The 26,015-nt window shown below is 61.6% G+C and carries 18 protein-coding genes and 3 pseudogenes; 10 read left to right on the forward strand and 11 right to left on the reverse strand.

Features of this window, described 5'->3' with window-relative positions:
• Window positions 1-86: 86 nt before the first annotated feature.
• From ACZ9EJ_RS06245 to ACZ9EJ_RS06255, 3 genes are all read right to left on the reverse strand, one after another.
• Window positions 87-437, reverse strand: a complete 351-nt coding sequence (locus tag ACZ9EJ_RS06245) for a transcriptional regulator (RefSeq protein WP_251090324.1) — start codon at window positions 435-437, stop codon at window positions 87-89.
• Window positions 438-552: 115 nt separating this feature from the next.
• Window positions 553-1,173, reverse strand: a complete 621-nt coding sequence (gene fixJ, locus ACZ9EJ_RS06250) for a response regulator FixJ (RefSeq protein ID WP_046639166.1) — start codon at window positions 1,171-1,173, stop codon at window positions 553-555.
• Complete coding sequence (locus ACZ9EJ_RS06255; RefSeq protein ID WP_046625871.1) at window positions 1,160-2,677, reverse strand: PAS domain-containing sensor histidine kinase; 1,518 nt, start codon at window positions 2,675-2,677, stop codon at window positions 1,160-1,162. Before ACZ9EJ_RS06255 ends, fixJ begins: the two co-directional genes overlap by 14 nt.
• Window positions 2,678-3,093: 416 nt before the next feature.
• Here ACZ9EJ_RS06255 and ACZ9EJ_RS06260 point away from each other — a divergent pair, with 416 nt between their 5' ends.
• The 4 genes and pseudogenes from ACZ9EJ_RS06260 to ACZ9EJ_RS06275 all read left to right on the forward strand — a co-directional run bounded on the left by ACZ9EJ_RS06260 (window position 3,094) and on the right by ACZ9EJ_RS06275 (window position 10,140).
• Window positions 3,094-4,635 (forward strand): UbiD family decarboxylase, encoded by a 1,542-nt coding sequence (locus tag ACZ9EJ_RS06260; RefSeq protein ID WP_046639167.1) that lies wholly within the window; start codon window positions 3,094-3,096, stop codon window positions 4,633-4,635.
• Between the two features lie 356 nt (window positions 4,636-4,991).
• Window positions 4,992-6,152: pseudogene (locus tag ACZ9EJ_RS06265) on the forward strand (diguanylate cyclase domain-containing protein); the annotation flags it as partial.
• A 238-nt stretch (window positions 6,153-6,390) separates the two neighbouring features.
• On the forward strand, window positions 6,391-7,038 hold the full coding sequence (locus tag ACZ9EJ_RS06270) for an EAL domain-containing protein (RefSeq protein WP_476099703.1): 648 nt from the start codon (window positions 6,391-6,393) through the stop codon (window positions 7,036-7,038).
• 174 nt (window positions 7,039-7,212) lie between these two features.
• On the forward strand, window positions 7,213-10,140 hold the full coding sequence (locus tag ACZ9EJ_RS06275; RefSeq protein WP_046639331.1) for a PAS domain-containing protein: 2,928 nt from the start codon (window positions 7,213-7,215) through the stop codon (window positions 10,138-10,140).
• A gap of 4 nt (window positions 10,141-10,144) precedes the next feature.
• Here ACZ9EJ_RS06275 and ACZ9EJ_RS06280 read toward each other — a convergent pair whose 3' ends face one another.
• On the reverse strand, window positions 10,145-10,630 hold the full coding sequence (locus tag ACZ9EJ_RS06280) for an MgtC/SapB family protein (RefSeq protein ID WP_046639169.1): 486 nt from the start codon (window positions 10,628-10,630) through the stop codon (window positions 10,145-10,147).
• Window positions 10,631-10,726: 96 nt separating this feature from the next.
• Window positions 10,727-11,983 carry an AGE family epimerase/isomerase gene (locus ACZ9EJ_RS06285; RefSeq protein WP_046639332.1) on the reverse strand — a complete coding sequence of 419 codons (1,257 nt, stop codon included), beginning with the start codon at window positions 11,981-11,983 and terminating at the stop codon, window positions 10,727-10,729.
• 190 nt (window positions 11,984-12,173) lie between these two features.
• Here ACZ9EJ_RS06285 and metH point away from each other — a divergent pair, with 190 nt between their 5' ends.
• On the forward strand, window positions 12,174-15,947 hold the full coding sequence (gene metH / locus ACZ9EJ_RS06290; protein WP_046639333.1) for a methionine synthase: 3,774 nt from the start codon (window positions 12,174-12,176) through the stop codon (window positions 15,945-15,947).
• Window positions 15,948-16,031: 84 nt separating this feature from the next.
• On the opposite strand, the gene ACZ9EJ_RS06295 is transcribed toward metH, so the two are convergent.
• The 6 genes and pseudogenes from ACZ9EJ_RS06295 to ACZ9EJ_RS06320 form a co-directional block, all read right to left on the reverse strand.
• Window positions 16,032-16,475 (reverse strand): TOBE domain-containing protein, encoded by a 444-nt coding sequence (locus ACZ9EJ_RS06295; RefSeq protein ID WP_476099705.1) that lies wholly within the window; start codon window positions 16,473-16,475, stop codon window positions 16,032-16,034.
• Between the two features lie 93 nt (window positions 16,476-16,568).
• A pseudogene (locus ACZ9EJ_RS06300) lies at window positions 16,569-17,094 on the reverse strand (ABC transporter ATP-binding protein); the annotation flags it as partial.
• A gap of 9 nt (window positions 17,095-17,103) precedes the next feature.
• Window positions 17,104-17,892 (reverse strand): ABC transporter permease, encoded by a 789-nt coding sequence (locus tag ACZ9EJ_RS06305; protein WP_046639171.1) that lies wholly within the window; start codon window positions 17,890-17,892, stop codon window positions 17,104-17,106.
• A complete protein-coding gene (locus ACZ9EJ_RS06310) occupies window positions 17,889-18,764 on the reverse strand; it encodes an ABC transporter permease (protein ID WP_046625883.1) in 876 nt (291 codons plus the stop codon). The genes ACZ9EJ_RS06305 and ACZ9EJ_RS06310 overlap by 4 nt, the downstream gene beginning before the upstream one ends.
• 72 nt (window positions 18,765-18,836) lie before the next feature.
• A pseudogene (locus tag ACZ9EJ_RS06315) lies at window positions 18,837-19,944 on the reverse strand (ABC transporter substrate-binding protein).
• A gap of 147 nt (window positions 19,945-20,091) precedes the next feature.
• A complete protein-coding gene (locus ACZ9EJ_RS06320) occupies window positions 20,092-20,982 on the reverse strand; it encodes a MurR/RpiR family transcriptional regulator (protein ID WP_046639172.1) in 891 nt (296 codons plus the stop codon).
• Window positions 20,983-21,154: 172 nt separating this feature from the next.
• Here ACZ9EJ_RS06320 and ACZ9EJ_RS06325 point away from each other — a divergent pair, with 172 nt between their 5' ends.
• From ACZ9EJ_RS06325 to ACZ9EJ_RS06345, 5 genes are all read left to right on the forward strand, one after another.
• On the forward strand, window positions 21,155-21,931 hold the full coding sequence (locus tag ACZ9EJ_RS06325; protein WP_046639173.1) for an N-formylglutamate amidohydrolase: 777 nt from the start codon (window positions 21,155-21,157) through the stop codon (window positions 21,929-21,931).
• A gap of 101 nt (window positions 21,932-22,032) precedes the next feature.
• Window positions 22,033-23,583: an amino acid permease gene (locus ACZ9EJ_RS06330; RefSeq protein ID WP_046626727.1), complete on the forward strand. Its 1,551-nt coding sequence runs from the start codon at window positions 22,033-22,035 to the stop codon at window positions 23,581-23,583.
• Between the two features lie 87 nt (window positions 23,584-23,670).
• Window positions 23,671-25,041: a glutamine synthetase family protein gene (locus ACZ9EJ_RS06335; RefSeq protein WP_046639174.1), complete on the forward strand. Its 1,371-nt coding sequence runs from the start codon at window positions 23,671-23,673 to the stop codon at window positions 25,039-25,041.
• An 81-nt stretch (window positions 25,042-25,122) separates the two neighbouring features.
• Window positions 25,123-25,587, forward strand: coding sequence for a helix-turn-helix domain-containing protein (locus tag ACZ9EJ_RS06340; protein ID WP_046625894.1), 465 nt, complete (start codon window positions 25,123-25,125; stop codon window positions 25,585-25,587).
• Entirely contained in the window at window positions 25,580-25,996 is a 417-nt protein-coding gene (locus ACZ9EJ_RS06345; RefSeq protein WP_046639175.1) for a type II toxin-antitoxin system VapC family toxin, read from the forward strand. Before ACZ9EJ_RS06340 ends, ACZ9EJ_RS06345 begins: the two co-directional genes overlap by 8 nt.
• The last annotated feature ends 19 nt before the right edge of the window (window positions 25,997-26,015 follow it).

Genomic DNA, 26,015 nt, shown 5'->3' on the forward strand with positions numbered 1-26,015 from the left:
GATGACAGAAGACAGGTCGGGGAAAAATTCGTTTGTATCACTAGGGGTATTTACTTAGGGGCAGCGGGGGAAACTGCGAACGTGGCTCAGGCGGCGAGCGCAAGGCTTTTGACGAGGCTGACAAGATCGGCGCCGTTGAACGGCTTGGCGAGGCTCAGGATCGGCCCCAGTTCGTCTTCGATGGGTGGAGACATGCCGTCGGTCAGCAGGATCACGGCCTGACCCCATTGGTGCAGGTGCTGCCGGGCATTGGTGCAGGAGCGCAGCACCTGGTCGTCGATGATCATGCAGAGTGTCGGGCTGGCGATGATATTGCCGTTGCACCAGGAATCATGGGCCTCGACGCGGTAGCCCTCTACCTCGAGTGCGAATGTCAACGACTGCCTGAGACCGAGATCGGGCGCGATGACGACTATGCTTCTCGCTTGTGATAACACCAAACTTCCCGCGGGGATGGGGGCAGCCGGAGAGCCGCTCAAATCAGACATCTAGGGCCTGCGTGGGGAGCAGCGCTTTGCGATAGATCAAGAAATTCCAATATTTTTCCGCCGTTCAGTCGGGGCCGAAACCGGCAGCTATCGCCATGCGAACGAGTTGCGGCAGGCTTTTCGCCTTCATCTTGGCCATGACGTTGGCGCGATGCACCTCGACGGTCCGTGGGCTGATGTCGAGATCGTAGGCGATCGACTTGTTCGGCAGGCCGGCAACCACGGCCGCCAGCACCTGCCTCTCCCTGTCGCTCAGGCTATCAAGCCGCGTCTGAACCTCGGCCAGATCGTCCGTGTCGAGCATTTTATCCGACAGCAACTCGGCAGCCCGCTGGATCGCTTCGATGATGACCGTGTCGCCGAACGGTTTCTCGATGAAGTCTACGGCGCCGGCCTTCATCGCCTCCACCGCCATCGGCACGTCGCCGTGGCCGGTTATGACGATCGAAGGAATGCCGGTCCGGCTGGTTGTCAGCTTGCGGATCAGTTCGACGCCGGTCATGTCAGGCATCCTGAGGTCGGTGACCAGAACGCCGTTTCGCACACTCGGCGCGAACTGCAGGAAGGACGAGGCGGTTTCATGCATGCGCACGGCGAAGCCGTTCATGGTCAGCATGAAGGCAAGGGACTTTCTGACCGGCTCCTCGTCGTCGACGATATGGATGGTATAGTCACCCGTCTGCATTGTCGCGTTCCTCCTTGTCGATCGGGAGTGTGAAACGGAACGTCGCGCCTCCGGCCGCATTGCGCGTCACCGTCATCTCGCCGCCATGCGCTTCGACGATGCGCTTGGAGATCGAGAGCCCTATCCCCATGCCGCCGGCCTTGGTGGTGACGAAGGGTTTGAAAAGCTGCCCGGAAATCTCTTCGGGAATGCCGGGGCCGGTATCCTGGACGATCACCTGGATCATGTCTTCGCCCTCCTGGAGGGTGCGGATGACCAGTTCCCGCCGCTGGCTGTCGCGCATTGCCTCGACGGCGTTGCGCATCAGGTTGATGAGCACCTGCTGGACCTGAATGCGGTCGACGGTGACCATTTCCGGTCCTTGCGCGAACTCGAAAATCACCCGGACACCTTTTTCGCGCGAGCCGACCAGCGCCAGGGCGCCGGCTTCTTCCACCAGGCGCCGGATGTTCTCCGGCGCCTTTTCAGTCTCGCCCTTGGTGACGAATTCCCGCAGGTGCTTGATGATCTGGCCTGCTCTCAGCGACTGGCGCGCGGTCTCTTCCAGCGCTTCGCGCATGCGCACCGCGACGGCTTCGTCCATGTCTCGCAGGAGGCGTGCGCAACCATGCACATAGTTGGCGATCGCCGAGAGGGGCTGGTTCAGCTCGTGGGCGAGGGTGGATGCCATTTCACCCATTTCATTGAGGCGGGCGAGCCGTGCGAGCTCTCCCTGGATCTCCTGCAGGCGTGCGGCCGATTCCTCGCGTTCGGTCAGGTCGCGCACGAAACCGGTGAAGAAGGTTTCCCCGCCGGTATGGGTCTCGCCGACAGCGAGCTTCATCGGGAAGGTCGAACCGTCCTTGCGTCGCCCGACGACCACGCGGTCCATGCCGATGATCCGCTTTTCGCCGGTCTTCAGATACCTTTCCATATAACCGTCGTGTTCGCGGTGGTAGGGTTCCGGCATCAGCATGCGCAGGTTCTGGCCGACCACCTCTTCTTCGCTGTAGCCGAACTGGCGGATTGCTGCGGCGTTGAAGGAGACGATTGTCCCGTCCTTTGTACTGACGATGCTGGCATCGAGGACGGTGTCGAGGACGGAGCGAAGATGGGCTTCGCGGGATTCAGCCTTCGCCTGGGCTTTTCCGATCGCCTTGCGGGCGGAGTGAAGGATTTCACCCACCAGTGCGATCACCACGCCGATTGCGCTGAGCATGGCCATTTCCGAGAAAACGGCTCCCCGCGGTGTCAACTCCTTGATGACGTAGGCTGCCAGAACGGAAAGGGCCACCGCGAAAAGGGAGGCCCGCAAGCCCCCGATAAGGGCGGCAACCAGGATCGGTGGAATGAAGAACGTGAAAGGCGCCCTTTCGTCGAGGATGCCATGCAGCGAGATGCGCAGCCCGAACGCGATCAGCACGCCGAGGGTCGCAATGCCGTAAACCTCGGCGGGCGAAAACCGACGGCTCAAGAAAGACTGAATATAGTCGTCCTTTTTTTCGGCGATCGTCTTGGAAGTCATGATGCCTACCCGAAGCCGATCGTCTGCAGGAGGAACGCCATTCGCTTATGCATCTGAAACCTGACAGCCTATCTTTGAAGTGGTTCTAGCATGAGCCTGGATGCGGCGTCCAACGGCGGAAGCGGTTGTAGCTTAAAAAACATATACTTTTGCGCGTTTATTTGTGCCGATGCGCGCCCGGCTGCCGGCACGAACGAAAGCGGCGGCGGGCGCCGCTTCCGCCAATGCAACGAACCGTGGGGTCAAAGGTTTCACTGCTGCGAGATCCTGGCAACCTTGACGTAACCTGCCAAGGCCGCGACCTCTCACACTTCCCCGACCTGACCTGATACAACATTGTATAATTATGTTTGATTTAATCAACTGTTCTGGCTAGAAAACGTCCTGCGCAGAAACGCGTTTTCGGGAGAGGAAGAATGACCGCCAATACGACAACTCAATCCGCCACCGCGCTTGATCTCGACCGTTTCCGGCTGAGGAATTTCGTCGAGAGCTTGAGCTCCGACGAGCTTGAGATCCGCGAGGAGAAGGTCGATCTGGCCGAGGTCGCGGCGATCCTGCAGAACAATCCGAAGGCCGTCTGGTTCAAGAATACGGGCCCGGAAGGCCAGCAGCTGATCGGCAACGTGGTCGGAAGCCGTTCCCGTCTCGCAAAGGCTTTCGGCGTGCCGGCCGGCGACGTGGCGCTCGAGATGCGTCGCCGCCTGTCGCTGAAGCCGGAACTGGTGAAACTCTCCAAGGACGAAGCGCCCGTGCAGCAGGTGGTGCTGACCGGCACTGACGCCGACCTCCTCAGGTTGCCGGTGCACGTGCAGCACGCGCTCGACGGCGCGCCCTACATTTCCGCGACGATCGACTATACGATCGACCCGAAGGACGGCCGCTACAATTGCGGCATGCGCCGGCTTATGCTGCGCGGCCCACAGGAAGCGGGCGTCGACCTGATCGCGCCGAGCGACCTGCGCGTGATGTACATGGCCGCTTCCGGACGCGGCGAGCGACTGAACGTCGCCTATGTGGTCGGCTGCCATCCGATCGACATGGTTTCCGCCACCATGAAGGAGCCGGTCGACGAGCTGGAGCTGATCTCTTCGCTCCGTGCCGCGCCGCTGCCGGTCGTCAAATGCGTGACCAACGACATCATGGTCCCGGCCGATGCGGAAATGGTCATCGAGGGTTATTTCGACGAGCGCGGTTACGTGGAGAAGGAAGGGCCTTACGGCGAGTATCTCGGCTATTACGGCGTCGTGAAGACCAATCCGGTCTTCCATGTCACCGCCATCACCCATCGCAAGGATGCGCTCTTCCAGACCGCCACCATCAGCGGCAATCGCATGGACTTCACCGACACCTCCAACCTTGAGGCGTTGCGCATGGAGATGAACGTCTGGAAGACGCTCGGCGACGTCGTGCGCCAGCCGGTCGCCGTTTATGCGCCGGTCGCCGCCGGCGGTTCGATGAGCATGCGCTTTTCCATCCGCCAGACCTATCCGGGCGAAGCGCGTTCGGCACTCTATGCGGTCCTCGGCGCCGTCGGCGTCAAGAACGTCTTCGTCGTCGATCCGGATATCGACATCTTCGACGACAGCCAGATGGAATGGGCGTTCGGTACCAGGTTCCAGGCCGACCGGGATCTGGTGATCGCGACCGGTGTGCGCCTGTCGCCGCTCGATCCGTCGCTGCACGGCTCCCGCACCGGCGCCAAGGCCGGCTACGACCTGACCTGGCCGATGCAGCATGCCCAGAACTGGGAACTCGTCACGCCGCAGGCGCCGACCTATCCGGGCAAACGTTTTCCGTCGCTCGAAGCGGCGTTGAAGGACGGCGCGAAACATTTCGAGGAACTGATGGCCGCCGTCGGCAGCCGCGACGGCCGCGAGGTCGTCCGCGAACTCGACACCTTCCGTGCCAAGGGTCTGGAGCGCGACGAACGCGGCCGTTATTATCTTCCGAAGTAAAAACCTGCCCTATCTCGGCACGTTGTGCCCTTTCGATACAGCCTTCCGGATAGCGATCCGGGAGGTTTTTCATTTTGAATCGAGAAAAACCCGTTCGGGCCTGCATAACGAATGCGGCCCCTTCCAAATACCATTCATTTCTTGGGGTCGCGTCGTTATGCTTTTTCTAATTGATGGATTTCTATGGTGTGTTTCCGCCGCCGGTTCCTGGAGCAGAGATGTCTTACGCCGATAGCATCGATATTGCAGAGCGCAGACGGCTTGACGCGTTGCAGGGTTACCGCATTGCCGGCTCCGGGCCTGAAAACCGTTTCGACCGCATCTGCCGTTTTGCCTCCGAGCTCTTTTCCACACGCATGGCCTTCGTGACGCTGATCGAAGAGGATCGGCAATGGTTCAAAGCCTGTTCGGGTCTCGCTATCGAGGAGACCCACCGATCCGAATCCTTTTGTGATCACACGATCCGCACGGACGATGTTCTCGTCGTCTCCGATGCGCGGTTGGATGCGCGGTTCTCCGGCCTGCCGATCGTCACCGGCGAACCCTTCATCCGGTTTTATGCCGGTGCGCCGCTGATCTCACCGGACGGTTTTCGGCTGGGAGCGCTGTGCATCGCCGACACGCAGGTGCGCGAACACTTTTCCGAGCGGGAACGGCGAACGCTCGCCGGCCTTGCCGCCATGGTCATGGAGCACATGGAATTGCGTCGCGAGGGCATACCGCAGGCGACGGCTGCCAACTTTGCGGATGCCACCGAGCTTTCGATGATTACCGTCGATCCCACCGGCCGGGTCGAGTTCGTCAACCGGGCGGCGCTCGACATGTTCGGTTTCAGCCGCGAGGAAATGGTCGGCGGCTCGCTCGATCTGATCGTGCCGGAACGCTTCCGCGCCGCACACAACGCCGGCCTCGCGCGCGTGGCCGCGGGCGGCAGCTCCATGCTCAAGGGCAAGACCGTCGAGATTTCGGCATGCCGCAAGGATGGCACGGAGTTTCCGATCGAAATGGCGCTTTCGATCTGGCACGATCCGCGCGGCGTCGGCGTCGGCGCCATCATCAAGGACATATCCGAACGGCGCGACCGCGACGTCCGGCTCCTGAGGCTTGCAAGCCAGGATACGCTCACCGGCTTGTGCAACCGGCACCGTTTCGAGGACCTTCTGCGCGAGGAACTGGCACGCAACCGGCCGCTCGCGGTGCTGCTCTTCGACCTCGATGGGTTCAAGGACGTCAACGATCGCCTGGGGCACGGCGTCGGCGATTCCCTGCTGCAGGCGATCGGCGTAAGATTGCCGGCGGTGCTCGACCGTAACGTCACGGTCTCCCGGTTCGGCGGCGACGAATTCGCCATTCTCATTCCCGGAACCGGGGATCCCCTCGTCGCCCAGAAAACCGCAAATGCGGTGATCGAGGCTTTCAAGATCCCGTTCGAGGTCGCCGGGCACACGTTCCGCATCGGGGCGAGCGTCGGCTTTTCGCTCGCGCCGAACCATGGTTCCGATTCCGAGGAGCTGATCGCCGGTGCCGACTTCGCGCTCTACCGGGCCAAGCAGGCCGGCGGCCGCGTCGTGCGCATGTTCGAACAGTCGATGCGCAGCGAGACCCTGGCAAAGCGAATGCTGCGGGACGAGTTGCTGCGGGCGCTGAACAGGCAAGAGTTGGTGCTGCATTACCAGCCCCAGGTGATGCTCGACACCGGCGAGGTATTCGGCCGTCGAGGCGCTCATCCGCTGGCAGCATCCCGAGCGCGGTCTCCTGTCGCCGGCCGCCTTTCTCCCGGCTCTGGAGCAGAGTTCGATCGCGCTCGACGTCGGCTTCTGGGTGCTGGACGAGGCGGGCCGGCAGATGGCCGCCTGGGATGCGGCCGGTTATCCGCCGATCAAGATGGGCATCAACCTGTTTCCGGCGCAGGTCCGGGCCGGCGATCTGGCGCGTAGCGTCGTCGACCTGATTGCACGCTACGCGCTCGATCCGCGTTTCCTCGAGATCGAGATCACCGAGACGGTCACGCTCAACGACGACGACCAGTCGCTCGAATCGATCCAGGCGCTGCGCGAACTCGGCGTCGGCATCGCCTTCGACGATTTCGGTACCGGCTATGCCTCGCTCGGCTCGCTGCAGCGTTATCCGCTGACGACCCTCAAGATCGACATGGGGTTCGTCCGCGATCTCCTGACCAAGCCGCGCGATGCGGCCATTACCCGGGCGCTGATCATGCTCAGCAGGGAACTGGGGTTGAGGACGATTGCCGAAGGCATCGAGACCGAGGAACAGGAGGCGGCGCTCCGCCTGATGGGCTGCGAGGCGGGACAGGGCTACCGTTACGGCAAGGCGATGCCGGCCGACGAGGTCGCCCGGCTTTTCGTCCAACCGGTGGAAAGGCAGCGGATTCGGATCAAGTAATCGAGCCCGATCCCGCACAGGTCGGCGCCTGAACCGGGAGCAAAATCGGGGCGTTAGATGTCTTTTAGCGTATAGCGATAATCCCGTGGGAGATTTCCCGAACCCTCCTGATTTCAATTGTCAATAATTGCGGAAACCCTATAACCTGTGATGCATTGGCATCAGGGACGGCGCATGTTCAGACTGACGGAGCTTTCCGAAATCGATCTGAATCAGTTGTTTAATCTCTCGCCCAATCCCTATGTCATACTCGACCGGGAATTGCGGCTTGTCGGAATGAACGACGCTTATCTGGCGGTGACGGGGCGCAGCCGTGAAGAGCTTGTCGGCCGTAACATGTTCGACGCGTTTCCAAGCGAACCGGATTCCGTCCCGGGCCGGCTGCTGCGCCAGTCCTTCGCCAAGGTCCTTTCCACCGCAGAGGTGGATCACCTGCCGCTCATCCCCTATCCGATCCCGGGCCTCGATGGAGAGCTCGAAGATCGTTACTGGAGCGCAACCCATACTCCCATCAAGGACGAGTCGGGGCGGCTGATCTTCATCCTGCAGCATACGGTGGATGTGACCGAACTTCACCTGCTGCGCAGCCGGTCCGTGGGCGACAGCGCCCTCAAGGTCCATACGGATCTGATGCGCCGGGCCGATGCGGTCCAGGGGCAGAATGCCGCGCTCGGTGAGGAGCGGGAATATCTGCGCATGCTGTTCGAGCAGGCGCCTGGCTTCATGGCAGTGCTGCGCGGCCCGGAGCATGTGTTCTCGATCGTCAACAGTTCGTACCGGACGATCGTCGGCCGCGAGGACCTGATCGGCAAGACGGTGCGCGAGGCTCTGCCGGATGTCGCCAGTCAGGGTGTCTATGAGCTGCTCGACGAGGTTTACCGCACCGGCACGCCCTATAGCGCCTATGGCGCGCGCGTCGTTTTCCAGTCCTCCGAAAGCGCTGAGCGAGAAGAGCGCTTTCTCGATTTCGTTTATCAGCCGATCCGCGATCACGACGGGATGGTCTCGGGAATTTTCGTGCAGGGGCAGGACGTCACGGAGCTTCGCCGTGCACAGGAGGCGGCCCGCGAAAACGAGGACCGTTTCAGGACGCTCGCGCAGTCCTTGCCCACACATGTGTGGACGGCGACGCCGGACGGCCGGATGCAATGGTGCAACGACCAGATCTTCACCTATAGCGGCCTGGAGTCCTTCTATTTCGACAGGGAGCGGCGTTCCGAGATGCTCCATCCGGACGATTCATCCCGGATTGCCGCCGCCTGGGCCGAGGCCTTGCGCACCGGAGGCCGGCTGGAGACGGAAATCCGCCTTCGCCGCCACGACGGCGTTTATCGCTGGTTCATCAGCCGTGCGGTGCCGATCAAGAATGCCGAGGGTGAGATCACCCTCTGGGTTGCCACCAATACCGATATCGACGAGCAGAAGAAAACCGAATCGGAGCTTTCGAACCTCGCGGAAACCCTCGGCCACCGGGTCGAGGAAAGAACGATCGAACTCGAGCGGACGCAGGAAGTGCTTCGCCAGAGCCAGAAGATGGAGGCGATCGGCAATCTCGCCGGCGGCATCGCCCACGATTTCAACAATCTCCTGCAGGTGATCACCGGCAATCTTCAGCTTCTCGGCCGGGAATTTGCGGGCAACGACGTTGCCGAAAGGCGGTTGAACAGCGCGCTTGCGGGGGCTTCGCGCGGCGCCCGGCTTGCATCGCAGCTTCTCGCATTCGGCCGCCGCCAGCCGCTTTCGCCGAAGGTGATCAATCTGAGCCGCCTGATCCGCGAGATGGATCATCTGCTGAGGCGCAGCCTCGGAGAAGCGATCGAGATCGACACGATCGTCGGCGGCGGTCTGTGGAACACGCTGGTCGATCCGAGCAATGTCGAAAACGCGCTCCTCAACCTCGCGATCAATGCGCGCGATGCGATGAACGGGCAGGGCAAGCTGACGATCGAACTCGGCAATGCCTATCTCGACGACGAGTATGCGCGCCGCACGTTCGACATCGAGACCGGCCAATACGTGATGCTTGCGGTCTCCGATACCGGTACGGGCATGACGGCCGACATCCTTGACAAGGTCTTCGATCCCTTCTTCACCACCAAGCCGGAAGGCAAGGGGACAGGCCTCGGCCTGTCGATGGTCTACGGTTTCGTCAAGCAGTCCGGCGGGCATATCCGGATCTACAGCGAGCCGGGAAATGGCACCACGGTACGGATCTATCTTCCGCGATCGATGGAGGACGAGGACGTGGTCGCCGAAAATGCCAGTGCCGCTGCCCTCGGCGGAAACGAGACGATCCTGGTCGTCGAGGACGACGAAGCGGTGCGGGAAATCACGGTCAGCCTGCTTGCCGAACTGGGATACCGGGTCCTGCGGGCCAAGGACGCCGACAGCGGGCTGGCGATCATCGAAAGCGGCGTGCCGATCGACTGCCTGTTTACGGACGTGGTGATGCCGGGCCGGCTGAAGAGCCAGGATCTCGCCAAGAGGGCCAAGGAGCGGCTGCCGCATCTCGGCGTGCTGTTCACGTCGGGCTACACCGAAAACTCGATCGTCCATGGCGGGCGGCTCGACCCGGGCGTCAACCTGCTGAGCAAGCCCTACACGCGGGAGGCGCTCGCCCGAAAGATCCGCCAGGTGATCGATCAGAATAGGCAGGCTCCACAGCCGCGCTTGCCGGAAGGCCCTTTGGAGACGGCTTCGGCCAAACCTGCCGCCGAACAACCGTCGGCGCCGGATCTGCCGATAGCCGTCCTGCTGGTGGAGGACGAGGCGCTGATCCGCATCTCGACGGCCGATTTCCTGCAGGATGCCGGCATGACCGTGATCGAGGCCGGATCGGCTGCCGAAGCGCTTGCCGCGGCCGGCAGCGATCCGATCGACATCCTCGTTACCGACGTCCATCTGCCTGATATGAGCGGATTGCAGCTCGTCCTGAAATTGCGCGAAACGCGGCCGGATCTGCCGGTGATCTTCGCGACCGGCGACCGCAACGTGCCCGGATCGGAGGCTCTCAGCCAGACCGCGCTGATCACCAAGCCCTATGACTATGAGTTGCTGACGACGCACATACGGGCAATGGTCGTTCCGCGCAGGGACGACTGAGCGGCTATTCGTCTTTCATGCCGGCGGGCACTTCGGTCTTGCGCAGCAGCCAGAGGATGATGATGCCGGCGCCGGTCGCCGTCATTGCGACGATCCACATGCCGAGGCCGACGCAGAGCCCGATCGCGCCCGACAGCCACATGCTGGCGCCGGTGGTCAGGCCCTTCACATTGCCGCGCATCTGGAAGATGACGCCGGCGGCGAGAAAAGCGATCCCGGCGGTGACGGCCTCGATGAGGCGGGTCGGGTCGATCTGGACCGTCTCGGGGCGGTTTCCGAATTCATGCATGATCTGCAGCCCGGCGAGGGTGAACACGGCGGAGGCGAGTCCGATCAGCATGTTGGTGCGCAGGCCGGCGGAATTGTTGCGGAACTGGCGTTCGAGGCCGATCAAGCCGCAGAGGATTGTTGCGCCGACCAGCCTCACCAGAAGCACTTCGATCGCAACGGGCGCCTCGTGTGAAAACTCTTCCGCGAGAACGTTGAGCATGGTTCCACCATATCCCGATGTTACAAATCGGTGACACGGGAAACTGATGCAGGCATGGATGGTTCCGTCACCATGGGGTGACGTTGACGACATGCTTCAGATACGCCCTTCGGCCTCGACGATGACCTTCGTCAGGCTGCCGTTTGCAGGGAACAGCGGAATGAGGCAGGCCTGCAGGGCGTGATAGATGTCGCCCTTGCCGGGGAAGAGGGTATGGGCCGGGACGAGATCCTCGGTCAGTTCCTCGTGCCAACCGCCGTTTTTGTGATCGATGAAACGGTTGGCGATCGTGCCCCAGATCAGCCGGTAGCTGTCCTCGTGGAAATCGTCGGCAGGCAGATGCTCGTTGAGGAAATGCGCGGCGCCGGCCGCCTCGCACATGGGCCACCAGAGCTTGTTGGTCTTGGCGGGCCTGTCCTGCCAGTCGAGCGTGTAGAAGAAGCCGCCCTTCTGTTTGTCCCAGCCCAGTGACATGGACTGGACGAACAGCGATTTCGCCGCGTCCGGCATCCAGCCGTGTTTTTTGTCCCCCAGTGCCCAGAGTTGCAGCAACAGTCGCGACCATTCCAGCCAGTGGCCGGGCGTGGTGCCGGCGGGGCGGAACATCTCGTCCGGATGGTAATAGTCCTTGTCGATCGTCCATTCGGGATCGAAATGTTCGGCGACCCGGAAACCGACGCTGCCGGCGGAGCGGCGGATGACCAGGTCGGCAATGCTTTCCGCCTTGTCGAGATAAGCCTTCTCGCCGGTCGCCTCGAAAGCGGCCATCAGCGCTTCGGTGAGGTGCATGTTGGAATTCTGGCCGCGATAGCTACCGCCGTCGATCGGCGACCAGTCACGATTGAACTCCTCCGCGATCGCACCGTGCCGGGGTTCCCAGAACTTCGTTTCCAGGACTTCCGTGATGTCGGCCAGCATCTGGTCGGCGAGAGGATGGCCGGCGACCTTTGCCGAGGAGGCGGCGAGCAGCACGAAGGCGTGCCCGTAACCCTGCTTGGCCGAATCGGCCGCGCCGTCATCGTTGACCTGCCAGAAATAACCGCCATATTCGCTATCGCGATGGCGCTCCCAGAGGGTGCGCATGCCGTGATCGATGATGTCGCCGGAGCCGGGACGGCCGAGCAGGTAGGCGATCGAGAAGCAGTGCACCATACGCGCAGAGGCATGGATGCCTCGCGTCGGATTGGTGCCGCCGATCGGCGAACCCTGGTCGTCGAGATCGAAGAAACCGCCCTTTGGGTTCATCGCCCGGTACTGGAAAAAATTGAAGAGCTCGTCGGCCTCGTTCATGAGCCAGCGACGATGATAGGGAAGGCTCGCCCACTTGGCTTCTGTCTGACCGGTGTCGCTCATGAAAACCTCGGAATCGCTATGGCGGGGCATTGGGATCAGAACGCCTATAACGCCCAGCCGGTTTCATGTCATCGACTATTCTCCGTCCGACCTGTATCGGCTTATATCGCTTGATATGATGGTTATATATTGACATAAACATATCTTTATGCGGTTATTGAACGATCCGGAAATGATGAAGGGCAGTGCCATGTTCGACGAACTCTTTGGTCCCGAGGCCGCCGCTCGCGATGGCGCGGAGATTCTGGCGGCACTCAAGGCGGCCGCGCGCGAGCGCATCCTCGTCATCGATGGCGCGATGGGCACAGAAATCCAGGGCCTGGGTTTTGACGAGGGGCATTTCCGCGGCGAGCGTTTCGCCGGCTGCGCCTGCCACCAGCAGGGCAATAACGACCTTCTGATTCTATCGCAGCCGCAGGCGGTCGAGGACATCCATTATCGTTACGCCAAGGCCGGTGCCGACATCATCGAGACCAACACGTTCTCGTCGACTCGCATCGCCCAGGCCGACTACCAGATGGAGAATGCGGTTTACGACCTGAACCGTGACGGCGCGCGGCTGGCGCGGCGCGCGGTGCTTCGGGCACAGAAGGAAGACGGCCGCCGCCGGTTCGTCGCCGGCGCGATCGGCCCGACCAACCGCACCGCCTCCATTTCTCCCGACGTCAACAATCCCGGTTATCGGGCGGTGACATTCGACGACCTGCGTATCGCCTATGGCGAACAGCTCGACGGACTGATCGACGGCGGCGCCGACATCATCCTGATCGAGACGATCTTCGATACGCTGAACGCCAAGGCGGCGATCTTCGCCTGCGCGGAGCGTTTCGAGGCGAAGGGCATCCGCCTGCCGGTGATGATCTCCGGCACGATCACCGACCTTTCCGGCCGCACCCTGTCCGGCCAGACGCCGTCGGCCTTCTGGTCCTCCATCCGTCATTCGAAGCCCTTCACGGTCGGCCTCAACTGTGCGCTCGGCGCCGATGCGATGCGGCCGCATCTGCAGGAGCTCTCGAGCGTCGCCGACACGTTCATCTCCGCCTATCCGAATGCCGGCCTGCCGAACTCGTTCGGCGGCTATGACGAATCGCCGGAAGACATGGCCCGCCAGATCAAAGGCTTTGCCGAGGAAGGCCTGGTCAACGTCGTCGGCGGCTGCTGCGGATCGACGCCGGAGCATATCCGCGCGATCGCCGAAGCGGTCGCGCCGCACAAGCCGCGCGAAGTGCCGGAACACCGGCCGTTCATGTCGCTTGCGGGCCTCGAACCCTTCGAGTTCACCAAGGACGTGCCGTTCGTCAACGTCGGCGAGCGCACCAACGTCACCGGCTCGGCGAAATTCCGCAAGCTGATCACAGCGGGCGATTTTACCGCAGCACTCGCGATTGCCCGTGACCAGGTGGAAAACGGCGCTTCGATCATCGACATCAACATGGACGAGGGCCTGATCGACTCGCAGCGGGCGATGGTCGAATTCGTCAATCTCATCGCCGCCGAGCCGGATATCGCCCGGGTGCCGATCATGCTCGACTCGTCCAAGTTCGAGATCATGGAGGCGGGCCTCAAATGCGTGCAGGGCAAGCCGGTCGTCAACTCGATCTCGATGAAGGAGGGCGAGGAGAAGTTCATCGCCCAGGCCAAGCTGTTGCGCAACTACGGCGCGGCCGTCGTGGTCATGGCCTTCGACGAGCAGGGCCAGGCCGATACCTACGAGCGCAAGGTGGCGATCTGCGAACGCGCCTACAAGCTGCTGACCGAAGAGGCGGATTTCCCGCCGGAAGACATCATTTTCGACCCGAACATCTTTGCCGTCGCGACGGGCATCGAGGAGCATAACGGCTACGGGCTCGCCTTCATCCAGGCGACGAAGACGATCCGTGAGCGCATGCCGCTCGTGCATGTCTCGGGCGGCGTCTCGAACCTGTCCTTCTCGTTCCGCGGCAACGAGCCGGTGCGCGAGGCGATGCATGCCGTGTTCCTCTATCACGCCATCCAGGCGGGCATGGACATGGGCATCGTCAATGCCGGCCAGCTGGCGATCTACGAGAACATCGACCCGGAACTGCGCGAGGCCTGCGAGGATGTCGTGCTGAACCGCCGCGACGATGCGACGGAGCGGATGCTCGACATTGCCGAGCGCTATCGCGGCACAGGATCGAAGGAAGCCAAGGAAAAGGATCTCGCCTGGCGCGAATGGCCCGTCGAGAAGCGCCTCTCGCACGCGCTCGTCAACGGCATCAACGAGTTCATCGAGATTGACACGGAAGAGGCTCGCCAGAATGCGGAACGGCCTCTCCATGTGATCGAAGGTCCGCTGATGGCGGGCATGAACGTCGTCGGCGACCTGTTCGGCTCGGGAAAAATGTTCCTGCCGCAGGTGGTGAAGTCCGCCCGCGTGATGAAGCAGGCCGTGGCCGTGCTTCTGCCTTACATGGAAGAGGAAAAGCGCCTCAACGGCGGTGACCAGAACAAGTCGGCCGGCAAGGTGCTGATGGCGACCGTCAAGGGTGACGTCCACGATATCGGCAAGAACATCGTCGGGGTCGTGCTTGCCTGCAACAATTACGAGATCATCGATCTCGGGGTGATGGTGCCGGCGACCAAGATCCTGGAGACGGCTATTGCCGAGAAGGTCGACATCATCGGGCTTTCCGGCCTGATCACCCCGTCGCTCGACGAGATGGTGCATGTGGCATCCGAAATGGAGCGCCAGGGTTTCGACATTCCGCTGCTGATCGGCGGGGCGACGACCAGCCGCGTCCATACGGCGGTCAAGATCCATCCGCGCTACGATCGCGGCCAGGCGATCTATGTCACCGATGCCAGCCGTGCGGTCGGCGTGGTGTCAGCGCTTCTCTCCGAAGACGGAAAGCCGAACTACATCAGCACGGTGCAGGCGGAATACGCCAAGGTGGCTGCGGCGCATGCACGCTCGGAAGCGGAAAAGACCCGACTGCCGATCTCCCGCGCGCGCGACAATGCCGAGAAGGTCGACTGGTCTTCCTATCAACCCAAGAAGCCGCAGTTCACCGGCACGAAGGTGTTCGAGACCTATGATCTTGCGGAACTGGCGAAATATATCGACTGGACGCCGTTCTTCCAGACCTGGGAGCTGAAGGGCCGTTTCCCGGCGATCCTCCAGGACGAGAAGCAGGGCGAGGCTGCGCGCCAGCTTTATGCCGATGCGCAGGCGATGCTCGACAAGATCATTGCGGAAAAGTGGTTCCGGCCGCGGGCGGTGATCGGCTTCTGGCCGGCCAACGCGGTCGGCGACGATATCCGCGTCTACACGGATGAAAGCCGCGCCGAGGAACTGGCGACCTTCTTCACACTGCGCCAGCAGCTTTCGAAGCGGGATGGCCGCCCGAACGTGGCGCTGTCGGATTTCGTCGCACCGGTCGCGACCGGTCTCGAGGACTATGTTGGCGGTTTCGTCGTCACGGCCGGCATCGAGGAAGTGGCGATCGCCGAGCGGTTCGAACGGGCGAACGACGATTATTCGTCGATCCTCGTCAAGGCGCTGGCCGACCGTTTTGCGGAAGCTTTTGCCGAATGCATGCACGAGCAGGTCCGCAAGGAATTCTGGGGTTATGCCCCCGACGAGACGTTCTCGGCGGAAGACCTGATCACCGAGGCGTATCACGGCATCCGCCCGGCGCCCGGTTATCCGGCCCAGCCCGACCACACGGAAAAGGCGACGCTGTTCCGGCTGCTCGACGCGGAAGAGGCGACCGGCGTCGTCCTGACGGAAAGCTACGCAATGTGGCCTGGTTCGTCGGTCTCCGGCCTCTATATCGGCCATCCGGCGTCCTATTATTTCGGCGTGGCCAAGGTCGAGCGCGACCAGGTCGAGGATTACGCCAAGCGCAAGGGCATGTCGATCGAGGAAGCGGAGCGCTGGCTGGGGCCGGTCCTCAACTACGTACCGAAGTCCGGCCAGGATGCGGTCGACGACGCTGCCTGAGATTGCCGCCGCCTGAGATTGACCAAATGCAAACGGCATCCGCGAGGATGCCGTTTTCGTCTGCGGACCGTCAGTCCTCCGCGATCAGTCGCGGATGATCAGGAAATCGTGGGCGTTGAAGCGCAGCGTCAGGGTTTCGCCCGATTGCGGCAGGACCGCATCCGGCGAATTGAACATGTCGAAGGAGATCTGGTTTCCGCCGACATCGAGCTTGGTGCGGATGACCGAGCCCAGGAAATGCGAGGAGATCACCTGGCCGGTCAGCGAGGTGTCACCCTTGGCATTTTCGAGCAGCGAGCCCGCTTCGGGGCGCAGCGCGATCGAGAGCTTGTCGCCGCCCTTCAGCGCGCCGATCGATTCCCTCAGCCTGATGGTGTTTTCGCCGACCTTGACGGTGTTGGCCGCCGGATCGACGACGGTTGCCTCGATGATGTTGAGCGTGCCGACGAAGGAGGCCACGAACCGGGTGGTCGGACGATTGTAGATTTCCGACGGCGTGCCGATCTGGTCGGCGCGGCCGGCATTCATGACGACGACGCGGTCGGAGATCGACAGGGCCTCTTCCTGGTCGTGCGTCACGAAGACGGTGGTGATCCCGAGCCGGCGCTGGATTTCACGAATCTCTTCGCGCAACGAAACACGGATCTTGGCATCGAGCGCCGACAGCGGCTCGTCGAGCAGCAGGACCTGCGGCTTCGGCGCAAGCGCGCGGGCGAGCGCCACGCGCTGCTGCTGGCCGCCGGACATCTGGTAGGGGTAACGGTCGGCAAGATGGTCGAGGCTGATCAGCTTCAGCATTTCCTTGACGCGCGTTTCGATCTCCGTCTTGGACTTGCCGGCCACCTTCAAGCCGAAGGCGACGTTGTCGAAAACGTTCATGTTCGGGAACAGCGCATAGGCCCTGGAAGACCATGCCGATATTGCGCTGGTTGGTCTTCAGCGCATTCTGGTTCCGGCCGTTGATCGAGATCGCCCCGTCGCTCGGGCTTTCGAACCCGGCGATCATGCGCAGCACGGTCGTCTTGCCGCAGCCCGATGGTCCGAGAAAGGAGACGAACTCGCCTTTCTCGATGGACATGTTGAAGTCCTTGACGACCTGGGTCTGGCCGAAACTCTTCTTGATACTTTCGAGAACGAGGAACGACATCAAAATTCCTTAAGGCCTGGCCGGCGACAATTTGCCGAAACGGGAAACGAGCTGGATCAGACCCATCGAGAGCCAGGTGATCGCAAACGCAATGACCGCCAGCGCCGAAGGCTCGTAAGCCTTGTTGGCGCCGACGAGCTGGAGATAGGGGCCGAAGGCCGGACGGTTGAGAAGGGCCGCCATGGTGAATTCGCCCATGACGATCGCAAACGTGATGAAGGCGCCCGAGAGCACGCCCGACATGACGTTCGGGAAAATGCAGCGGAACATGATCGTCGGCCATTTGGCGCCGAGGATTTCGGCGGCCTCGGTCAGCGTCCGTACGTCGATAGTGCGCATCGCCGTGTCGACCGAGCGGTACATGTAAGGAAGTGCCAGGGTAACGTAGGAGAAGGTCAGCAGGATGTTCGTGCCCTGCGTCGAGCCGGTGAACGGGATCCAGGACGAGGAATTGTAGAGGCGCAGGTAGCCGAACACGATGACGATCGCCGGGATGACGAGCGGCAGGAGCGTGATGAATTCGACGACCGGCCGCATCTGCGGCAGGCGCAGCCGCACCCAATAGGCGGTCGGCACGATGAGCAGCATTCCGACGACGATCGTCACCAGCGCCATCAGCATCGAGAAGCCGAAGGTGGCGCGGAACTGGGCGTCGGTAAATACCGACTGGTAGGCATCGAAGGAATAGACGCCGCGTCGCATGCGCAGCGAGAACTCGAACGTGCCGATCAGCGGCACGAAGAAATAGATGGCGCCGATAGCGATCGCGATCCAGGCGAAGATCTTGTGCACCTTCATTTCTGCCACCGTTCTGCGCGGCTGCGCAGCCAGATGTAGAGAATGTTGGAAATGCCGGTGATGACGATCATGCCGAGGGCGAGGGCGTAGCCGAGATTCGGGTTATGCAGCACGTCGCCGCGGATCTGGGCGTAGAGCAGGATCGGGACGATGTTGAGCGACGCACCGGTCAGCGCAAAGGCGGTCGCAATCGCGCCGAAGGCGTTTGCGAAGAGGAGGAGCGTGGCACCCATCAGGCTCGGCCAGAGAATCGGCAGCACGACCATGCGCCAGTATTGCCAGCTGGATGCGCCGAGGATCTCGGACGCCTCGCGCCATTCCTTCTTCAATCCGTCCAGCGCCGGTGTCAGGATCAGCACCATCAGCGGGATCTGGAAGAACATGTAGGTAATCGTCAGGCCGAAGAAGGAGAGAAGGTTGAAGCCGGTCGAATAGAGATTGAAGCCGAACCAGTCCCGCATGAAGACCGTGACCAGACCGGTACGGCCAAGCGTCGCCAGGAAAGCAAAGGCGAGCGGTACGCCGGCAAAGTTCGACGCAACGCCTGAAAATGTAAGCAAGCTGGAGCGGATCCACGACGGCACGCCGCCGAGAACGACAGCCCAGGCGAGGAAAAAGCCGATCAATGCGCCACCCAGCGCCGAGGCGACGGATACCCGGATGCTGATCCAGTAGGCGCTCAGAATGGACGGCGAAAAGAGATCGACAATGTTCTGAAACGTGAATTCGCCGGCCGGATTGAAGAAGGCGCCGACGATCAGATAGAGCGTCGGGACAATCAGGAAGGCGAGGGCAAACACCATGAACGGCACGATGCCAAGCCAGTCTATGACTGTCCGGCGATCGATGAATGACGTGGAAGCGGTGGTCATGAATGCTGGCCATCCAGGGTAAAAGGGGGAAACTCCCGCGCCGGGCGGCGCGGGAGTTCAGTGTTGTTCCTGTTACTTTGCGACGTTGGCGCCGACGACGCTATCCCATTTCTTGGTAATGGTTTCCTTGGCGGCAGCCTGCTGGGCGAGCGTCGGGAATACGGCCTTCTCGTAGGCCGCTGCCGGGGGCAGGGCGTCGAGCAGGTTCTTCGGGATCTTGTTGTTCTTGGCAAGATCGTTGAAGCGGATCGGGTGGCAATATCCCTTCAGCCAGCCGAGCTGACCTTCGTCGGAATAGAGGTATTCCATCCACAGCTTCGCAGCGTTCGGATGCGGCGCGAAGGCGGAGATCGCCTGGACGTAGACGCCCGCGACGACGCCGCTTGCCGGAACCACGACCTCGAAGGGCGGGTTGCCCTTCAGGCTTTCGCCCCAGGACAGCGCGTTATAGTCCCAGGCGACGATGATCGGCGTGGTGCCCTGCGCGAACGGGGCGGCCTTGCCGGTGACCGGAACGAAATTGCCCTTCTTGTTGAGTTCGGCGAAGAACTTCAGGCCTTCGTCGCCGGCCTTGGCGGCGTCGCCCCTTTGCGCCGGAGAGGCCGGCAGCGAAAACGCCCTGGACGGCCTGGTTGGCGCTGCGCGGATCGCCGGCGAGTGCGACGGCATTGGCGTAGTCGGACTTCAGAAGGTCAGGCCAGTCCTTCGGGGACGTCTTGACGAGGTCCTTGTTCACCAGGAAGGCCAGAACGCCGTAGTAGTCGCCGTACCAGTAGCCGTCGGCATCCTTGGCGTCGGCCGGGATCGAATCCCAGGTGGAGACCTTGTAAGGCTGGATCAGGCCTTCGGCCTTGGCGGACGGGCCGAACGACAGGCCGACGTCGATGACGTCGGGAGCCTGCGGGCCCTTGTTGCCCTTGTTGGCCTTGATCGCTTCGATTTCGTCGCCCGAACCGGCATCCGGGTTGAGTTCGTTGACCTCGAGGCCGTATTTTGCCTTGAAGCCGGCGATGACGTCGCCGTAACCGCACCAGCTATGGGGCAGGGCGATCGTGGTCAGCGTGCCTTCCTTCTTGGCGGCTGCGATCAGCTCGGCGCTCGGTTCGGCGGCCGCGATGGCGGTGGAGGCGATGACGATGGCGGTCGTCAGGGAAAGAAGACGTTGGATCTTGTTAAGCAAGGTATCCTCCTAGGGTTCAGATCGTGTGGTCCGGATCGTTTCGGCGCGACTCGTAGAGCCAGTTCATGTATCGTATGTGACAGCCCGGAGGATGAGCATTTGCTCATGAAACTCCCGGATTGCCGGCATATTTCTTAGCCCCGACAATCAGTCGGGACGGCCCTGGCGGCCCGGCCGGCGGAACAGCATCGTCCGCTCGAAAAGACCTTCCAGAGAGTTCATGCGTTCGCGGGTTTCCTCCCATGTCGCGCTCTGCACCGCCTCGATCAGCGCCTCGACGACGAAGAGGGTGATGACGGAGCTGTCCCAGGCCGACGGCGCCTCGATCCGCACCTTGAATGTATGCTGCGCATGTTTGGCGACGGGCGAGGCCCAGACGTCGGTCAACAAGATGATGACGACGCCGTTGGCCCGTGCGGCCTCTGCCAGCGTCGCCATCTCCTGCTCGTAGCGGCGGATGTCGAAGATCACCAGAACGTCGCCGGCGCTCATGTTGAGAACATGCTGCGGCCAGGAACTGGAATTGGTCGAAATGAGTGTCGTCCTGGGGCGGATGACCTGCATATGGGTAAAGAAGTATTCGGCCAGTGCGCCCGTGATGCGGCCGCCGACGAAATAGATGCCGCGGTTGCGATCACGCAGAAGTGCGGCCGCCCCTTCGAAAGTGGTCGTGTTGAGATCCGAAAGCGTATCGCGCAGATTGGCGGTGATGGCGTCGGCGAAGCGGTTGAGGATATGGGTGCCCGGCGCATTGGAGGCCCAGCGGTCGTGTTTGGCGATCGGGTTGGAGATCGTCGCCTCGAGCTCCTGGTGGAGATGCGACTGAAATTCCGGATAGCCCTTGTAGCCGAGCTTCTGCACCATGCGTGCAACCGTCGGCGTCGAAACGCCGGCGTTCTCCGCGATCACAGTGATGCTGCCGAGCCCCGACACCGGATAATTCTCCAATAGGCTGTCGGCCAACTGTTTTTCCGCGCGCGTCAAGCTGTCGTAACGAACACGAATGACATCCGATACGGTGCGCGCAGTTGCTGGCACGAAAGCTGTTCCCTCCGGTCTTCGCCGGTTTATGACACGAGTTAAAAGTACTTTTGTGACGGGTGTCAATGGAGCGAGTGAAGAGAAAATTTCAGAATCACGTTGACGACGGCCGGAAAGTGAAGAATTCTCTTCTTAATCCAATTTAAACGATTTTTCCCGGAACGCGTTCATGCTGGTCCAGTCGGAATTCTTCTCGGAGGCGGATGGCGAGCCCGTTGCCGTGGACAATGCAGGCGGCCGGGGAGAGGTGCTTCTCGTCTGCGAGCATGCCTCGCGACGCCTGCCGGAACGTTATGGCGATCTCGGGCTTTCGAAGGATGCGCTTGCCTCGCATATCGCTTGGGATCCGGGGGCGCTTGCGGTCTCGCAACTGATGTCGAAGAGCCTCGGCGCGACGCTGATCCACCAGCGGTTTTCGCGGCTCATCTACGACTGCAATCGGCCGCCGGATTCGCCCGCCGCCATCCGCGACGTGTCCGAGATCTTCCGGATTCCCGGCAACGAAAACCTGTCGGAGGCAGAAAAATCGCGCCGGACCACGGCACTCTATCTGCCGTTCCACGGCCGCATCCGCGAAGAGATCGCGGCACGGCGGGCAAGGGGGCTTCAGACGGTCCTCGTCACCATTCACAGCTTCACGCCGGTCTATTTCGGCAAAGAGCGTCCCGTCGAGATCGGCGTGCTTCACGATACCGACAGCCGGCTTGCCGACCGGATGCTGCAGGCCGCAGCCGACACGCATCTCTATCGCGTCGAGCGCAACGAGCCTTACGGGCCGGCGGACGGCGTGACGCATACGCTGGAAGTCCACGCCCTGCCGGCGGGGCTTCTCAACGTCATGATCGAAATCAGGAACGATCTCATAACAGACGAAACCGGCCAGGGGGTCGTGGCCGATTTCTTGACAGGATTGCTGCGGGAAAGCCTCGCAGACATCCAAAGATAAGACCCGGGGAGCAGCAGCTCGCATGCCCGCGGTCGATCGCCGCGGGAAGGACAAACCGGATGGCCGCGATGGCGCGGTCTTTCTGCCAACAGGGGGAAGTCATGTCCGAATATACCGAAGGCGATAAAAAGCAGGATACCCATATCCTGCATTCCATGGGCTATGCGCAGGAACTTGAGCGCCGCATGAGCTCGTTTTCGAACTTTGCTATTTCATTTTCCATCATTTGCATTCTCTCCGGCGGCATCAATTCGTTGGGCCAGGCGACTGCCGGCGCCGGCGGCGCGGCGATCGGCATCGGCTGGCCGCTCGGCTGCCTGATTTCCGGCATCTTCGCGCTGGGGCTGGCGCAGATCGGCTCGGCCTATCCGACCGCGGGCGGCCTCTATCACTGGGGATCGATCCTCGGCAACCGCTTTACCGGCTGGCTTTCCGCCTGGCTCAACCTGCTCGGCCTCGTCACCGTGCTCGGCGCCATCAATGTCGGGACGTTCTATTTCTTCTTCGGGGCCTTCGGGCCGACTTTCGGCATCGAGGATACGCTGACACACCGCGTGGTTTTCGTTGCCGTCATCACCGGGCTGCAGGCCGGCATCAATCATTTCGGCATAGGTCTGACCGCGAAACTCACCGACTTTTCCGGCTATCTGATCTTCGCGACCGCAATCTTGCTGACGATCGCATGCCTTATCGCAGCCCCCGGCTTCGATTTCGCGCGGCTCTTCACCTTCGCAAACTATACCGGCACGGAGGGGGCGGCGCTCGTCTGGCCGAACAGCGTTTCCGGCGTGATGGCATTCCTTCTCGGCCTGCTGCTGCCGATCTACACGATCACCGGTTATGACGCCTCGGCCCACACATCCGAGGAAACCGTCAAGGCGGCGGAATCCGTGCCGCGCGGCATGGTCTCGGCGGTCGTGTGGTCCGCCGTGTTCGGCTACATCATGCTGTGCTCCTTCGTACTGATGATCCCCAACATGGACGATGCGGCCAAGCAGGGCTGGAACGTGTTCTTCTGGGCGATGGACGCTCAGATGAACCCTACCGTGAAGAGCATCCTCTATTTCCTGATCTTCATTTCTCAGCTGCTTTGCGGACTGGCGACCGTCACCTCGCTATCGCGGATGATCTTCGCCTTCTCGCGCGACAAGGGCCTGCCTGCGTCGTCGGTGCTCGCCAAGGTCAGCCCGAAATACCGTTCGCCCGTCGCGGCAATCTGGACCGGCTCCATCCTCGCTGTCCTGTTCGTCTGGTTCACCTCGGCGATCACCATTGCCGGCACGCCGGCCTATTCGATCGTCGTGTCTTGCACGGTCATCTTCCTGTTCCTGTCCTTCGCCCTGCCCATCGCGCTCGGTCTTTTCACGATCGGCACGGCGAAATGGCCGAAGATGGGACCCTGGAACATGGGTATTCCGGTCTACAGGCTGATCGCCGTCCTGGCGATCATCTCGATGATCGTCATCTTCTTCATCGGCATCCAGCCGCCGAACGACTGGGCGCTCGAAATCACCGTCGGCTTCCTGGTGCTCACCGGAATCGTATGGTTCGCCTTCGAGAACCGGCGCTTCATGGGACCGCCGATCGGCGAGGCCATCGCCAAGCGGCAGGCCGAGATCGCTGCTGCGGAAGCGGCTGTCGGAGAGAAATAAGCGCAACCGGGCTGACGCCCCTATGATCCCGCCGCCACGACCCTTCAAAGGTTGTGGCGGTTCACCCCTTTGAAACGGATGTGAGGCATGACCCCGATTTACTCCTTCGACGATCTGAAACGCGATGTCGCCGATGGCCGCATCGATACGATCATCGCCGCCCAGGTGGACATGCAGGGCCGCCTGATGGGCAAGCGGTTCCAGGCGGAATATTTCGTCGAGAGCGCCTATCAGGAGACCCATAGCTGCAACTATCTGCTTGCCACCGATATCGAGATGGAGACCATTTCCGGCTACAAGGCGACCAGCTGGGAACAGGGCTACGGCGACTATACGATGAAGCCGGATCTCGCGACGCTCAGGAAGCTGCCCTGGCTCGAAGGCACGGCGCTGGTGCTTTGCGACGTGCTCGACCACCACACCCATGAAGAGGTGCCGCATTCGCCGCGCGCCATCCTCAAGAGACAGGTCCAGCGGCTCGCCGACATGGGGATGTCCGCCTTCATGGCGACAGAACTCGAATTCTTCCTGTTCGACCAGACCTACGAGCAGGCCCGCGAGAGCGGCTACCGCAATCTCAAGCTGGCGAGCGGCTACAACGAGGACTACCACATCTTCCAGACCACCAAGGAAGAAGAGGTGATGCGGGCGATCCGCACCGGGCTGCAGGGCGCCGGCATTCCGGTGGAGAACTCCAAGGGCGAGGCTTCGGCCGGCCAGGAGGAAATCAACGTCCGCTACGCCGACGCGCTGACCATGGCCGACCGGCACGTGATCATCAAGAACGCGTGCAAGGAAATCGCCTGGGGCAAGGGGAAGGCGATCACCTTCCTCGCCAAGTGGAACTATTCGGCTGCCGGCAGCTCGTCCCACATCCACCAGTCGCTGTGGAGCGCCGACGGCAAGACGTCTTTGTTCTTCGACAAGGACGGCGAGCACGGCATGTCGGAACTGATGAAACATTATATCGCCGGGCTGCTCAGCCATGCTGGCGAGATTACCTATTTCCTGGCGCCCTACATCAATTCCTACAAGCGTTTCATGGCCGGCACGTTCGCGCCGACCAAGGCCGTCTGGTCGAAGGACAACCGCACCGCCGGCTACCGTCTCTGCGGTGAGGCGACCAAGGGGATCCGCATCGAATGCCGCGTCGGCGGTTCCGATCTCAACCCCTATCTCGCCATGGCGGCGCTGATCGCTGCCGGAATCGACGGCATCGAGAAGAAGATGGCGCTGGAACCGGCCTTCGTCGGCGATGCCTACGGCGGCAAGGATATTCGCGAAATCCCGAAAACCTTGCGCGATGCGGTCGATCTAATGAACGGATCGGAACTTCTGCGTTCCGCCTTCGGCGACGACGTCATCGACCACTATGTCCGCGCCGGCCAGTGGGAGCAGGAGGAATACGACCGCCGCGTGACGGATTGGGAAGTGGCACGGGGGTTCGAGAGAGCTTGAGATAATCGCAACAAAAGTGATGCGATTGTTGTCTTCATCGCATCGTGCTATGGTTGCGATGACGGCAATCCGGAGACGGTCATGGGAGCGATCGACAGCGCCTGGTTTTATGAAAAGCTGGCTGAAAAAGGCAGTTCGTTGCGGGATATGGCGCGCTTCATGGAGCTCGATCCCAGCGCGGTCTCGCGCATGCTGAACGGTGAGCGGAAGATGAGCGCGGAAGAGCAGGACCGGATTTCGGCCTTTCTCGGGCTAGATCTCAATGAGGTTGCAGCTCATCGGCGTGGTGAGATGGCAGGCTTGTCGGAGAGCAAACAGGCGGCCTATGAGCTCCGGCTGCCGCCGCCCGAACGTCCCGTGAAGATGTTTACGGAAGCCGACATCATCTACAAGGATGGCAAGCGCTGGATGGAAAAGGATGACGGCACCCTGATAGAATTGCATCCCGCCTACGGTTGCATGAAGGGAACGATGACGATCCCTCCGGATCTTGACCTGACAGCGCCTGTCGATCCCGATTGGGGTAAAGTCTACGAGGATGATTGATCGATACCTATTGGACACGTGCGCCGTCATTTGGCTTGCGAACGGTGCTCCGCTCGGTCGAGACGCCAATACGGTTCTCAGCGAGAATCGCGCACGGAATGGAGCTTTGGTTATTTCATCGATGTCGGCATGGGAGATCGGAATGTTGGTCAGCGAAGGTCGATTGCCGACAGCTAAAAATGCAGCAGCCTGGTTTAACGACGCGCGCAAGATGATTGGCGCTGATATTATGGATATATCCCAATCGGCTTTAATCGAGGCTTCCTTCCTCCCGCAACCCATCCATAACGACCCCACGGACCGCATTCTGATTGCTACCGCCCGCGAAAACGACCTGACAATCATCACGCGCGATCGCGCAATCCTTGCCTATGGCGATGCCGGCCATGTTCGCACCCTTGCCTGCTAAACATTTGGGCCTGTTAAAC

The organism is Neorhizobium sp. USDA 3394 (genome assembly GCF_056280385.1).

Bases quoted from the DNA above. Each gene is read 5' to 3' on its own strand.
- fixJ (WP_046639166.1), bottom strand. From the start codon at position 1,173: ATGCAGACGGGTGACTATACCATCCATATCGTCGACGACGAGGAGCCG.
- ACZ9EJ_RS06255 (WP_046625871.1), bottom strand. From the start codon at position 2,677: ATGACTTCCAAGACGATCGCCGAAAAAAAGGACGACTATATTCAGTCT.
- ACZ9EJ_RS06260 (WP_046639167.1), top strand. From the start codon at position 3,094: ATGACCGCCAATACGACAACTCAATCCGCCACCGCGCTTGATCTCGAC.
- ACZ9EJ_RS06275 (WP_046639331.1), top strand. From the start codon at position 7,213: ATGTTCAGACTGACGGAGCTTTCCGAAATCGATCTGAATCAGTTGTTT.
- ACZ9EJ_RS06280 (WP_046639169.1), bottom strand. From the start codon at position 10,630: ATGCTCAACGTTCTCGCGGAAGAGTTTTCACACGAGGCGCCCGTTGCG.
- ACZ9EJ_RS06285 (WP_046639332.1), bottom strand. From the start codon at position 11,983: ATGAGCGACACCGGTCAGACAGAAGCCAAGTGGGCGAGCCTTCCCTAT.
- metH (WP_046639333.1), top strand. From the start codon at position 12,174: ATGTTCGACGAACTCTTTGGTCCCGAGGCCGCCGCTCGCGATGGCGCG.
- ACZ9EJ_RS06295 (WP_476099705.1), bottom strand. From the start codon at position 16,475: ATGAATGCCGGCCGCGCCGACCAGATCGGCACGCCGTCGGAAATCTAC.
- ACZ9EJ_RS06305 (WP_046639171.1), bottom strand. From the start codon at position 17,892: ATGAAGGTGCACAAGATCTTCGCCTGGATCGCGATCGCTATCGGCGCC.
- ACZ9EJ_RS06310 (WP_046625883.1), bottom strand. From the start codon at position 18,764: ATGACCACCGCTTCCACGTCATTCATCGATCGCCGGACAGTCATAGAC.
- ACZ9EJ_RS06325 (WP_046639173.1), top strand. From the start codon at position 21,155: ATGCTGGTCCAGTCGGAATTCTTCTCGGAGGCGGATGGCGAGCCCGTT.
- ACZ9EJ_RS06330 (WP_046626727.1), top strand. From the start codon at position 22,033: ATGTCCGAATATACCGAAGGCGATAAAAAGCAGGATACCCATATCCTG.
- ACZ9EJ_RS06335 (WP_046639174.1), top strand. From the start codon at position 23,671: ATGACCCCGATTTACTCCTTCGACGATCTGAAACGCGATGTCGCCGAT.
- ACZ9EJ_RS06340 (WP_046625894.1), top strand. From the start codon at position 25,123: ATGGGAGCGATCGACAGCGCCTGGTTTTATGAAAAGCTGGCTGAAAAA.
- ACZ9EJ_RS06345 (WP_046639175.1), top strand. From the start codon at position 25,580: ATGATTGATCGATACCTATTGGACACGTGCGCCGTCATTTGGCTTGCG.